This window comes from Sphingobacterium sp. UBA5996 (assembly GCF_002429765.1).
Classification (GTDB): domain Bacteria; phylum Bacteroidota; class Bacteroidia; order Sphingobacteriales; family Sphingobacteriaceae; genus Sphingobacterium.
Map to the genome: position 1 here is coordinate 234,228 of NZ_DJAS01000008.1, position 12,471 is coordinate 246,698.

Here is a 12,471-nt window from a genome sequence, read left to right on the forward strand (position 1 = left end):
AGCGTGGTTTGACGCCTTTAAAATGCGAAATCCTGTGCTTTGGCGCAGGTCGCTTAAGTGGATTGAGGCGGATTTGGATGTAGTAGAATGCAGCGAAATCATACGTGCTCCTGATGTCAATGGGAGATTTGTTGTATTTGGGAGGCTAAAACCAGCTTTCAGCAATTGTTTGCCGCAAGGTTAAACCAAGATTTTATATAAAAGATGAATAAGAAAATGAGTTCAAGACGTAATTTCATTAAGCAAGGTTTGATGGCTGCTACGACAATGGGGGCCTTGACAGCATTTGATGCAAAAGGATTGACGGGTGCAGCAAATGGCAATTTGAAAAAATATCCTATTGTTATTTCCACGTGGGATTTCGGCATTGCAGCAAATAAAGCCGCTTGGGAAATATTGTCAAAGGGAGGGAAGGCATTAGATGCCGTAGAACAAGGCGTCCGTGTGCCCGAAGCCGATCTGAAAAATATGACCGTTGGTAAGGGGGGCTATCCCGATCGCGATGGGCATGTCACACTTGATGCCTGCATCATGGATTCGGACGGAAATTGCGGCGCTGTTGCCGGAATGGAAAAAATTGGACATCCAATATCTGTCGCACGCTTGGTTATGGAAAAAACACCTCATGTGATGCTTGTCGGCGAGGGTGCGTTGCAATTTGCTTTGGAAAATGGTTTTAAAGAAGAAAATCTATTGACTCCAGAAGGTGAAAAGGCTTGGAAGGAGTGGTTAAAAGAGAAGAAATACAAGCCGGTAGCCAATATCGAAAACCAGTCTTTTGCAGCGGAGCGCTTGCCTGGCAACCAGTATAACCACGATACGATCGGGATGTTGGCATTGGATGCCAGCGGGAATATATCTGGCGCCTGTACCACAAGTGGGATGGCTTTCAAAATGCATGGGCGTGTGGGAGATAGTCCGATTATTGGTGCTGGGCTGTATGTCGATAATGAAGTTGGAGGGGCCACATCTACGGGAGTGGGTGAAGAAGTGATACGCAATGTAGGTAGTTTTTTGGTTGTCGAATTGATGCGGCAGGGATATACGCCTGAAGATGCCTGTAAAGAAGCTGTTATGCGTATCGTGAAGAAAAAACCTGCGATTGCCAAAGAAATCCAAGTTGGATTCTTAGCCATCAATAAAAAAGGTGAATATGGTGCATATGCTTTACAACAAGGTTTTTCCTATGCAGTTTGCGACGGTGAACAGCAAGATTTACTCATCAAGGGAAAGCATTACTATTAAGATGAGGCGTGTCTGAATATGAGATCTTAGTGTTCAGAGATCATATAACGTAGACATTTATTTTGCAGTGATAGTAGGAGAAGTCATTGTATCATCAGCATTTAGGTGTTTGAATAATTAAATTAAAATACACAATAATATAAAAAGTATGAAAGCAACATTTGGAGGAGGATGTTTTTGGTGTACAGAAGTTATTTTCCAAAACACGGAAGGCGTGACATCAGTTTTGCCGGGATATATGGGCGGACACATAGATAACCCTACTTATGAGCAGGTTTGTACCGGTACTACGGATCATGTTGAGGTTGTTGAATTAGAGTATGATGAGGAATTGGTTAATTACGAGGATCTGTTGAAAATATTCTTTAAGACACATAATCCAACGACATTAAACCGTCAGGGCAACGATGTGGGTACACAGTATCGATCAGTTGTATTTTATCATAACGAAGAACAGGAGATCTTAGCAAAGAATTTCATTGATGAGTTGGACAATGAAGACGTGTATGAAGATCCTATCGTTACTGCAGTTGAGCCCGCTTCAACATTTTGGCTTGCCGAGGATTATCACCACAATTATTTCAACACCCATCCTGAAAATCCCTTCTGTTCGGTTGTTATTGCGCCGAAACTTCAAAAATTCTTTAAAGAATTTAAAGCATAAAAAGACAACATCAAAGTAACAGGAAGAGTTTCAAATGAAATAAAGGTGTAAAATAGGTTTTTGATATGCCGCAAATGTACAAACGAAGTATAGGATAAAAAATTGATAAGCATAAAAAAGGCTCGAACTGATCTTCGAGCCTTTTTTACGTACAGTATATGATTTAGAACATTTCCATCTGTCCTTTATCGTCGATTTGGATATCGTTTGGATTGGTTATTTCCAAGGTGATATCATCATTTTTGTCTGCTGGCTCATCCCCTTTTTGAGGAGTTGCTGTTGCGGTAGCTGTTGTTTCTACAGCAGCTTCAGTTGGTTGCGCTGTAGTTGTAGTATTTGCAGAAGTCGCCGTTGCTTTTTCTTTTTGACTTAAATCTTCGTCAGCAGTCAAGAGGACAACTGATTTTACGGTATGAAACGACAGACGATTTCCTTGCGCTTTTATTCCTTTTACATCGATGATTTCAGTCAAAGGTTGATCAAGAGTTTCTTCCGTTTGGGATTTGCCTTTTAAAATATCCAATTTGACGATGGGTTCAGTCGCATTACTCATTAAGATCAGTTTTGAACCTGCGTCTTCATTGATAAAGGAAATGCGCTTTCCAATAGGTTGATCGTCAAATTTAAAACGTTTGACAAAATATGTTCCGCTTTTTCCATCCTGATGGATTACAGTATAGACGTGGTCTGGATAATATTTTTCGATGCGGATCATTTTCTCATCAAAGTGGTTACTCAAATCAAAGTTTGATAATTCGTAGCTACCGTCCGAGAGTACTATTAATATCTTGTCATCGCCATCGAACTCACCCAAATACTGACCACGTTCATCAGCATTTAGCCGTTTCATAATGGTGTCGTACCATATTTTTCGTCCGGCCAATGTGGATACACCGGAGCTTTTAAAGCTGATTTTTTTAACAGGATATTTGGATACAATATTTCCTTGCGAAGCACGCCCTTTGATCGCTATTTCAGCAAAGTCCATATCAAAATTTAACTTGCGCAATTTTGTATGCGGTTTAAGCTGTATGTTGACTACCTCAGCTTCACCGTTCGGATTGGCTGTGAAATACAGAATTTTAGATCCTTTGGAACCTTTGGATACATCATATTCCTTATCCCGAGTGACACCCACCACAGCGAAACGTTTGATAAAACTGGTGCCCGTTTCACCTTCTTTATAGATGGCGTTATAGATTGTCCGCTCATCGCCTTTTTTGAACACAGCAACGTGGATAATTCCCTTTCCGACAAACACTTTATCCTGGATTTTACTGACAACGTATTTACCGTCCTCACGGAATACAATAATATCGTCTATATCAGAACAATCGCATACAAACTCATCTTTCTTCATGCCCGATCCAATAAATCCTTCTTCACGATTGACATAGAGTTTGGTGTTTGCCAAGGCAACTTGGGTAGCTTCTACTTTGTCGAATATGCGCAGTTCGGTTTTGCGTTCACGGTCTTTACTATATTTTTCACGTAACTTTTCAAACCATGCAATGGCATATTCTGTCAGTTGGCGTAAATGACGTTTGACTTCTTTGATCTCATTTTCGAGCGTCTTCATCATTTCGTCCGATTTTTTAACATCGAAACGTGTAATGCTGCTCATGGGTTTATCGATCAATTTCTTGTAATCTTCGGGGCGTATGTCCCGATAAAATTGATCAAAGAATGGTTCAAACAAGCGATTTAGAACTTGCACAACGGTATCGAAGTCACCTGCATTTTCGTAATCCGGATGTTTGTACATCCCATTCTGGATAAATATTTTTAATAGACTACTGAAGAATATTTTCTCTTGAAGATCGTTCAAACGAATCTCCAATTCTCTTTTCAATAGGTTTTTAGTGTTTATGGTATTCTCGATGAGAATATCATTGACACTCATAAAATGAGGTTTCTCATCCTTGATCACACAGGTATTGGGCGATATGGAGACCTCACAGGCTGTAAAGGCGTACAGGGCATCGATCGTTACATCCGGAGATATTCCGGGTGCTAAATGCACAATGATCTCGACATTTCCCGCGGTATTGTCCTCTATTTTTTTAATCTTAATCTTCCCTTTATCGTTGGCTGTAACGACACTTTCAATAAGACCGCCGGTTGTGGTTCCGAAGGGAATTTCTGTAATGGCGAGCGTCTTTTTGTCACGTTCCTCAATCTTTGCCCGTACACGGATTTTACCGCCACGTTGACCTTCATTATAATTTGAGACGTCGGCCATACCACCAGTAGGAAAGTCTGGGAATATATTTGGACGTTCACCGTTTAATACCTGAATTGACCCGTCAATAAGCTCAATGAAATTATGCGGCATGATCTTCGTCGCCAGCCCTACTGCGATCCCTTCGGCTCCTTGAGCCAATAATAGCGGGAATTTTACCGGTAAGGTAACAGGTTCGCGATTACGGCCATCGTAACTCAATTGCCACTCTGTTGTTTCGGGGTTAAAAACCACGTCATTGGCAAATTTGGATAGTCTTCCCTCGATGTAACGAGGAGCAGCCGCAGAATCGCCCGTAATGGGGAAGCCCCAATTCCCCTGACAGTCGATCAAAAGGTCTTTCTGTCCCAATTGTACCATGGCATCGCCAATAGAAGCATCACCATGTGGGTGATATTTCATCGTATTTCCGATGACGTTAGCAGCTTTATTATATCTACCATCATCCATTTCCTTTAGGGAATGGAGGATACGACGTTGTACGGGTTTTAAACCGTCATTAATATGTGGTACGGCTCTGTCCAAGATAACATAGGAGGCATAGTCCAAAAACCAGTTTTCGTAGAGACCCGATAAAGGTATCGTCTGACTTCCGCTTTCTGTTTTTCCTGATCCCAGGTCGTCTTGATTATCTTCCTTTGGGAAGTTTGTTTCGTCACTCATTTACTCAGCAATAGATTAAATTGTACAATACAGAAATGTTCGAAATATTATTTTATTCGAACGTGTAAAAATACAAAACCATTTTGTTTTATCACAGTGAAACTATGAAAAGTTAAAAAAATTAGCTTTTGAAACTAATATAATTAGTTTTATGGGGTGTCGGGAACCAAATCATACCAATAACAGGGGATATTCCATGGATCGAGATGAAATTGCTCTGTCACCTGAAAACCTGTTTTCTCCAACACATTTCGCGACCCCTTGTTTTGGATATGTGTGATGGCATGTACATCAAAATGGGTCAGGTGTTCTCGATAGTACTGCATACAGGCTAGCGCCGCTTCTGTCGCATAGCCTTTGCCCCAGGACTCCGTTCTGAAACGATAGCCGAGATCTAGAAATCCAATCCGCCCATTTTCCAATTCGTCAATATATTTGAATCCCGTCCAGCCTATCCAGTCGTTGCTTGATTTCTCAACGACCCCTAGACGACCTATACCGTATCGCTCATATTGTTGCTGAATATGGGTGATTACTTTTTTTATTTCTTCAATGGATTGTACAGGTTCGTTATTCAGAAAAGTATGAACCTCCGGCTGTGAATCCATTGCGAAAAAATAAGCAGCATCATCCAGCTGTATCGGGCGGATAATTAAACGTTCGGTTTCCAGTATTGGTAGGTATTTTTCCATAGTTTTTTATTCATGTTGAATGACTTGATCCTTAGTTATAGCCAAAGCTTATCGATATCTTTCTTCAGTATTTTTTCTTTCATTTCTTCCTCAAAGTCTCCAAATTGATCACTTTTGACGGATTTACTGATTCTGCCAGCTTCGAGTACCAAGATTTCATCGCAGGTATCTTTTAAAGTGGAAAAGATATGGGAGGAAATCAATATGATCTTTCCCATTGCTTTTAGACGGAGAATAATTTCTGTAAGAATGATACTGCTCTGCAGATCAATACCATTAAATGGTTCGTCCAGAATATAGTAATTATTGTTCTGCAGTAACGTTGCCGTCAGCGCAAGCTTTTTTTTCATCCCTGTGGAATAAGAGCTTGCATATTCCTTCAGCGGCAATTCGAAAATATTTCTTTCACTAAGATTTTTGATCTTCTTTCCACGCGCATCTGTTAGCAGATAAATATACTCTTCACCTGTCAGCTTCGACATGAAATAAGGATCCGAGGTTAAGTAGCCTAAATTATTCTTTAACGGTTGCAGAGCAGATGTTATAGTGCCTGTGGCCGTTTCAAGTCCTGCAAGACAACGAAATAGGGTTGTTTTTCCTGCACCATTTTCGCCAACAATGCCATATACCTTTCCACCGCTAAATGTATAAGAGATCTCGCGGAGTACCTGATGTTGTCCAAAGGATTTACTGAGATTCGTAAGCTCGATCATAAATGATTTTTAAGGTTGTTGATGGCTTTAATGTAATAAAAGGGCAATAGCGCAAGTATCAATGGATAAAAGCTAAAACAAAGCACTAAAGCAAAGCCTTCCGGGAAATTGATTTCTCTTGGGTAAGCGACATATTTTAATGTAATTGCAAAAGGAAGCAGAAAAAGTATACCTCCCAGCACAATGCAGGCATTGAATAACGCTGAGGGAAAGAGAAGGACGTAAACAAGGAGGAGAGGAAATGCAACTAGAAGACATTGCAAAATTCCCCGTCGAAATTTTCGCATGAGAAAGCCTCTTGGTGTATGATTATCATTCCAAAGGTAAAAAATCGGCTCCGGTAATTGATAATATAAAACGCAGGTGAGCCCAATGCATGCAACACAAAACAAGACAAGATTGGGATTGGCAGCATAAAAACCTATTCCAGCCAATAGATATAAAACGATTAAAAGAAGGTAACTCCGACGGAATCCGATAATAAATTCAAAAGGTTTTTTTGCGAATGGCGTCGGAATGGACTTGCCAAAAGCCTTAAATGTCAAAAATGCAAAAAGTGCAGCTAATACAATCAAAAAAAGTACATATGGCCAATGATTATGAAGGAGAAGAATGACAAACGAAGGGATAACGACCAAGGCATTTTCCCATAGTCTGATTTTGTGAAAATCTCTTCTGCTGAATATGTTTTTGAGAAAATCATTCCTGTTTTTTTCCGTGAGTAGAAAAAGCAGTTGAAAATTACCCAGTATCAGGGCATAATAGCCAAAAATAGGGTATTGAAACAAAGCATAATAGACTAAGTAGCATAACCCAACCAATAGGAGATATGCGATCGGAACAGGTAGTCCTGTAGCTTTGATATGACGAACGAGTAATTTGTATTGGAGCTTTAAATAATTGCTTACCATGATAATTCAAACTTAGATAAATTACCTTTTATATGCAATATAATTGCATAGCATATAACGGCAAGTATTCGGTCCGATCTGTTCTTTTCGGCACTCCTGTTCGCTAAGCAATTTACCGATCTTTCACGTTGTCCATTGAAAAACTGATGATAGCGGAAATCCCTGTTTGCCTCGCATGCGTTTTCGAGACCTTTAAAGGCTAGTTGGCCTTGTGCCTTCGTTGCCAGCTCAGCATATAGGCCAGTGCAAGCAGCAAAACCACTGCATTGCCATACATAATGACGGGAATTCGAAGAATAACATCACTATAGTACAGGCCAGCAAGCAGTGCGCCAAGGCCTATTCCCGCTTCGAGCGAGATATACATGGTTGCTACGGCCTTGCCACGATGCTCGGGTAAGCTGAGGTCAATTGTCCAAGCATTGACAGCAGGCGAGAGTATGCCGGTGCCTGCCCCATAGATGCTTGCACCGATCATCATTCCAACAAAGCTATTGCCCATTCCGATAGCAACAAGTGCAATGGCAATAATGATTATTCCAACAACAATGACTTTCGGTCTTCCGTAACGGTCCGAGACTTTGCCGGATACAAAACGTATCAGTACCGATGCAATCGTAAAGGCCAGGAAAAATAGTCCTTTGTTTTTAATTCCTAAATATTCACTCCAGTCAGGAATTAAGGTTAGAATAACTCCATAAGCTGTGTAGGATAAAAAGGTGACGATTCCAGCGGGTAGCGCGCGCCATTCGATGATATCCTTGCGGTTTATTTTGAGCATCGAAAGATTAAATTTCTGTTTTTTTGCCAGTGTCTCCTTCATGTTAATGACGATAATAATGGAGAGAAGTGCCATGAGAGATGAACAGTAGAACATGATATTGATGCCAAAGGCCTCAAAGATGGCGCTGCCAATCGCTGGGCCAACAGCTGTACCGATGCTAAAAGCGAGTCCATGCATACCCAATGCTTCACCCCATCTTTTTTGGGGCACTAAATCAGCTACGTAAGCAGACGTTGAAGTCGGTTTAAAACCCGTAGAAAAGCCATGTATCAATCGTAGGAATAAAAAACCGGCGACAGACGTCAAGATAGGATAGAGAAATCCACAGATGAAACAGACGATGGATCCAATTGCCATGACCGGCACCCGCCCCCATCGGTCGGTCAATTTTCCACTGAAAGGCCGCGAAATTCCTGCGGTCAATGTAAACAAAGCGATGATTAAACCTTTGTATTCTGCTCCGCCCAAACTGCTCAGGTAATTAGGGAGCTCGGGGATAATCATATTGAAACTCGAAGAGAATAAGAGCGAGCTTAAGCAGAGTAAAATAAATTGTAACGTGTAGATGGATTTCTGTTCAGCTGGCATGGCGGAATTTTATTGTGGAATGTGGCAAATGTACAGTTTTCGGAGCGATGAATGGATTCTTAAACCAATTTTTGTCTAGAAATCTCACTACAGAAGATCGTTGTTGCTACAGCAACATTTAAGGACTCCGCCTGCCCTAAGCGTGGGATGGTAATGGCTTGATCGATCAATGCTGTTATTTCTTTGCTAATACCGTTTCCCTCATTGCCCATAACAATCAAGCCTTCATCGGTCCATTGGGTTTGATAGATGGATTGACCATGCAGTAGTGCACCATACACCTTCAGACCACTTGACTGTATAAATTCCCCTAAATCGGTATAATAGATCCGAAGTCTTGCCAGTGAGCCCATAGTTGCCTGTACTACTTTAGGATTGTAGGCGTCCACGGTACCTATAGAGCATATAATATGTTTGATGCCAAACCACTCCGCGGTGCGGATAATAGTGCCTAAATTGCCCGGATCCTGTATATCATCAAGCACAAGACTAAATTTATTTTTTAAGTTGTCTGATACAATCGTTTGTTGAGAGGGTAGTTTGACCAAAGCGAGAATTCCCTGCGGCGATTTCAACGCACTAATCTTTTGAAATTCAGTCTCCGTCAGTTCCTGGCATTTTATATTATGCGAGATTTTACCCACTTTTGTGCTGGCGTCGCCCGTATAGAAAATGGACTCAACCTGATAGCGAGAAGAGATAAATTCCATGACGGACTTTATACCCTCCACGATAAAAAGGCCCTGCTGTTTTCTAAACTTTTTATTTTGCAGAGACGTTATTAGACTGATTTGCGCTTTTGACAACATTTTTATTGATGATTAATTACCCTCGTTTTATCGGATTTGCAAGTATAACCTTTTTAGTGGCACTTTTTGCATCCTGCCGGTCTTCAAAATACCTTGACGATGACCAAGCTTTGGTTACAAAAGTACAGATTTCTGGTGTTACCCCTGCATTGAAAGAATCATCCGAAACATATATTTCCAATCAAATAAGACCTAATTCAATGGTAAATCTCTTTATTTACAATACGTTCAATACTACAAACGGCCGCTATAAAACCAAGAAAATTCGGAATGTCGGTGAACCACCTCATTTGTTAGATTCGGCAATGGTCGATTTGTCCGCTAATCAAATCCGGCGATTTTTGTTTTCAAAAGGATATTTTAAAGCCAAAGTAACACCCGAAATCGCTGTTTCTAAGAAGCGCGCGCATATAGACTTTAAGGTTGATGCTGGTGCTCCTTATCAAATTAGAGGTGTAGATCGTAACTTTGAAGAAGCAGATATAAAAGATATCTTTGAGCGTGAGGTGCTGCCAAAGACTGCCGTCAAGCCAAATACGCAATATGATGCAGCAAAATTACTCGATGAAAGAGAGAAACTTTATGTTTCGATGCGGAACAACGGATATTACGATTATTTGCGGCAGTATATGCGTGCAGGTATTGATTCGGCTATAGCGGGTAATTTGATCGACCTCAAAATCAATGTCGAAAATCCATCGGATTCTACGATACATAAAAAGTATCAGATTGACAGTGTTTATATGACCATAAGGAATTATGGTACAATGTCGAAGAAGTCGCCGCGTCGCATTCAAGATTCAGCTAAACGACTCTTATTTGTTGATGAAACGAATAGCTTTCGTTGGAAACCGTTAGAGCGTTATATGTATTTGCGGTCAGGGAATTACTATTCGTTACAAGAGGAAAATAAATCCTATGACCGATTGTATGAGATGAATGGATTTCGTTCTGTCAAAATACAGTTTGTCAAGAAGGATTCCAATAAGCTTAATGTGCATTATGATTTTGTTCCAAGACCTCGAATGGGAAACCAGATAGAAGGTGAGTATACCTTTAGTTCGGGTATGAGTGGGTTCAATATCGGAAATACTTTTTCGCAACGTAATATTTTTGGAGGGTCAGAGCAATTGGAGGTTAAATTGCGCTACGGAGTTTTGTTTGACCCGCGATTGGCAGGAGGGCTTTCCAGTAAGATCTTTAACAATGATTTTCAGGCAGGGGTCAACTTGGTTATTCCGCGCTTGATGGTTCCTTTTCATATAAATCCGGGAGGGAAATTTGGCTTGCCTAAAACGACCTATTCCATGACATTGCAATTATTTGATCAGGATAAAACCTATTCAAACCGTTATTTTATTACGTCCTTAAATTATTCCTGGTATGAAACGGAGAACAAGTACCACAGCTTCACACCCATCGTATTGGAGTACCGGGATGGGCGCCTAGATTCCAATTTCCGGAACAAGCTCGTGCAAGAAGGCTATCAGCTGTATGTGCGGAGTAACGACCGCCAGTATTTCGGTCTGGGGACCCAGTATACCTTTGTGTTGAATGGAAAAAAATTGAATAGCAAGGAAGATTTTCAATATTTCAGAGGGACATTGGATGTTAGTGGAAACTTTTTGGATCTTATTAGTTCTTTGGCAAAATTGCCTAAGAATGCCGACGGAGAGAAAAAAATCTTTGGTGTGCCTTTTCTCCAGTATGCCAAAACTGAACTCGATTATCGTTTATATCGAAATCTTGGAGGAAATAGACAGTTTGTCTTCCGTTTTAATCCAGGGATAGCAATTCCATATGGTAACAACTCCAAATTGTTGATTTTTGAGAAGAGTTTCTATAGTGGCGGAATGAACGGTATCCGTGCTTGGCAGGCACGTACGTTGGGACCGGGTGCTTACAACCGCCAGAGTTTAAGTGAAGACCTGCGTTTAAATCTGCGTAATCTGGATCAACTCGGCGAAATTAAATTGGAAGCGAACGCAGAGTATCGTTTCCGGTTGCTCAATAATTTTTTGGGAGCCAAAATGAACGGAGCGACATTCGTAGATATGGGGAATGTTTGGCGTCTCAAGAAAGATGAAGAATTGAACCCCGGAGGAGAGTTTAAAATCAATAAATTTCTTGGGCAAGTCGCGATTGGTACCGGTTTTGGACTTCGTTTCGATTCAGACTATTTTGTGATCCGTTTAGATGCCGGACTTAAACTTAAAGACCCTCAGTTTTCAGGGGCCGATCAATGGGTTATTAAGCACTTTTTTGATTCTAAAGAATTTAAGGCACAGTACTATGAAACCCACAAACCAGACCGATACAATTTTATTCAATATAATTTTGGTATTGGTATGCCGTTTTAAAGCACCACGCTTCATTTATTTTGACTTGCTTTCATTGATACGAAATCTAGGTAGACCTTGGCGCTAACCAATAAGATTTTTGAGACTTGAAAAAATGGATTCGAAAATTTTGCCTAAATCTAACCCCTGGGAATGATTGAATAAAAAGAAAACAATGGCAAGCGCAATGGCTGTCATAATCACTTTTTTAAACATATAAGCGATTCCTAGTACGATAGCAGGAATAACTAAAAACATCAATCCACTAATGGCAAATGGAGAAAGGCCGCTATCACTCTTGTAGATGTAAAATAGGCGCCCTTTAGATGTTTGCTGGTTTTTATGGCTAAAGAAAACGAATGTTGATGACTCAATTTTCTGATTTGGGACAGCAACACCATCGTGAAACTGTAAAGGCTGAGAGAAACCATTGATCGTAAATAAGTAATTGCCATTGATGGTCTCGTTGGTATTTCCCAAGGAATCCAATGCAATAACTGCTAACTTTCCGTTTTTTGAAAGATTTTCTTTGACGATAAAGTTTTGGATATTTTGCTCTTGAGCAGCAGCCCAAAAAGGTATCATTAATAGAAAAAATATAATCTTTTTCATTTTTTTATTTTATACAAGTCTACATTGACCCACGCTGAATTTATTCTCCTAGTGTCAAGATCGCCTGGAACGTCGGCAGGGATCAACAAGCTTTATCCAATTTCTTTGAATTAAGACTGCAATTTTAGGTATTTTAATTTTCTTTTGGAAATGTTTAAAGTTTCCGATATACCGACACTTTTTAGTCGTACTCAGTCTCCTTTTACGGC

10 protein-coding genes are annotated in these 12,471 nt (G+C 40.4%); 3 read left to right on the forward strand and 7 right to left on the reverse strand.

Annotated features, from left to right (window positions below; translation table 11 throughout):
- The first annotated feature begins 204 nt into the window (after nt 1–204).
- Both B3E00_RS06175 and msrA read left to right on the forward strand, forming a co-directional pair.
- Entirely contained in the window at nt 205–1,245 is a 1,041-nt protein-coding gene (locus B3E00_RS06175; protein WP_409050312.1) for a N(4)-(beta-N-acetylglucosaminyl)-L-asparaginase, read from the forward strand.
- A 148-nt stretch (nt 1,246–1,393) separates the two neighbouring features.
- Nucleotides 1,394–1,909: a peptide-methionine (S)-S-oxide reductase MsrA gene (gene msrA, locus B3E00_RS06180; RefSeq protein WP_209579109.1), complete on the forward strand. Its 516-nt coding sequence runs from the start codon at nt 1,394–1,396 to the stop codon at nt 1,907–1,909.
- Nucleotides 1,910–2,072: 163 nt separating this feature from the next.
- Here msrA and B3E00_RS06185 read toward each other — a convergent pair whose 3' ends face one another.
- The 6 genes from B3E00_RS06185 to B3E00_RS06210 all read right to left on the reverse strand — a co-directional run bounded on the left by B3E00_RS06185 (nt 2,073) and on the right by B3E00_RS06210 (nt 9,311).
- A complete protein-coding gene (locus tag B3E00_RS06185; RefSeq protein WP_209579110.1) occupies nt 2,073–4,814 on the reverse strand; it encodes a DNA gyrase/topoisomerase IV subunit A in 2,742 nt (913 codons plus the stop codon).
- A gap of 149 nt (nt 4,815–4,963) precedes the next feature.
- Nucleotides 4,964–5,506: a GNAT family N-acetyltransferase gene (locus tag B3E00_RS06190; RefSeq protein WP_209579111.1), complete on the reverse strand. Its 543-nt coding sequence runs from the start codon at nt 5,504–5,506 to the stop codon at nt 4,964–4,966.
- Nucleotides 5,507–5,541: 35 nt separating this feature from the next.
- Nucleotides 5,542–6,219: an ATP-binding cassette domain-containing protein gene (locus tag B3E00_RS06195; RefSeq protein ID WP_209579112.1), complete on the reverse strand. Its 678-nt coding sequence runs from the start codon at nt 6,217–6,219 to the stop codon at nt 5,542–5,544.
- Nucleotides 6,216–7,130, reverse strand: a complete 915-nt coding sequence (locus B3E00_RS06200) for a hypothetical protein (RefSeq protein ID WP_293882405.1) — start codon at nt 7,128–7,130, stop codon at nt 6,216–6,218. Before B3E00_RS06200 ends, B3E00_RS06195 begins: the two co-directional genes overlap by 4 nt.
- Nucleotides 7,131–7,329: 199 nt before the next feature.
- Entirely contained in the window at nt 7,330–8,502 is a 1,173-nt protein-coding gene (locus B3E00_RS06205) for an MFS transporter (RefSeq protein ID WP_209579114.1), read from the reverse strand.
- A gap of 59 nt (nt 8,503–8,561) precedes the next feature.
- Complete coding sequence (locus B3E00_RS06210) at nt 8,562–9,311, reverse strand: TrmH family RNA methyltransferase (protein ID WP_209579115.1); 750 nt, start codon at nt 9,309–9,311, stop codon at nt 8,562–8,564.
- 8 nt (nt 9,312–9,319) lie between these two features.
- Between B3E00_RS06210 and B3E00_RS06215 the strand changes: the two genes are divergently transcribed.
- Entirely contained in the window at nt 9,320–11,671 is a 2,352-nt protein-coding gene (locus B3E00_RS06215; RefSeq protein ID WP_293937675.1) for a BamA/TamA family outer membrane protein, read from the forward strand.
- Between the two features lie 63 nt (nt 11,672–11,734).
- On the opposite strand, the gene B3E00_RS06220 is transcribed toward B3E00_RS06215, so the two are convergent.
- Nucleotides 11,735–12,262 (reverse strand): hypothetical protein, encoded by a 528-nt coding sequence (locus tag B3E00_RS06220; protein ID WP_209579117.1) that lies wholly within the window; start codon nt 12,260–12,262, stop codon nt 11,735–11,737.
- Nucleotides 12,263–12,471: the final 209 nt, after the last annotated feature.

Excerpts from the sequence above, each read along its gene's own strand:
- B3E00_RS06175 (WP_409050312.1), top strand. The coding sequence starts at position 205 with ATGAATAAGAAAATGAGTTCAAGACGTAATTTCATTAAGCAAGGTTTG.
- msrA (WP_209579109.1), top strand. The coding sequence starts at position 1,394 with ATGAAAGCAACATTTGGAGGAGGATGTTTTTGGTGTACAGAAGTTATT.
- B3E00_RS06185 (WP_209579110.1), bottom strand. The coding sequence starts at position 4,814 with ATGAGTGACGAAACAAACTTCCCAAAGGAAGATAATCAAGACGACCTG.
- B3E00_RS06190 (WP_209579111.1), bottom strand. The coding sequence starts at position 5,506 with ATGGAAAAATACCTACCAATACTGGAAACCGAACGTTTAATTATCCGC.
- B3E00_RS06195 (WP_209579112.1), bottom strand. The coding sequence starts at position 6,219 with ATGATCGAGCTTACGAATCTCAGTAAATCCTTTGGACAACATCAGGTA.
- B3E00_RS06200 (WP_293882405.1), bottom strand. The coding sequence starts at position 7,130 with ATGGTAAGCAATTATTTAAAGCTCCAATACAAATTACTCGTTCGTCAT.
- B3E00_RS06205 (WP_209579114.1), bottom strand. The coding sequence starts at position 8,502 with ATGCCAGCTGAACAGAAATCCATCTACACGTTACAATTTATTTTACTC.
- B3E00_RS06210 (WP_209579115.1), bottom strand. The coding sequence starts at position 9,311 with ATGTTGTCAAAAGCGCAAATCAGTCTAATAACGTCTCTGCAAAATAAA.
- B3E00_RS06215 (WP_293937675.1), top strand. The coding sequence starts at position 9,320 with ATGATTAATTACCCTCGTTTTATCGGATTTGCAAGTATAACCTTTTTA.
- B3E00_RS06220 (WP_209579117.1), bottom strand. The coding sequence starts at position 12,262 with ATGAAAAAGATTATATTTTTTCTATTAATGATACCTTTTTGGGCTGCT.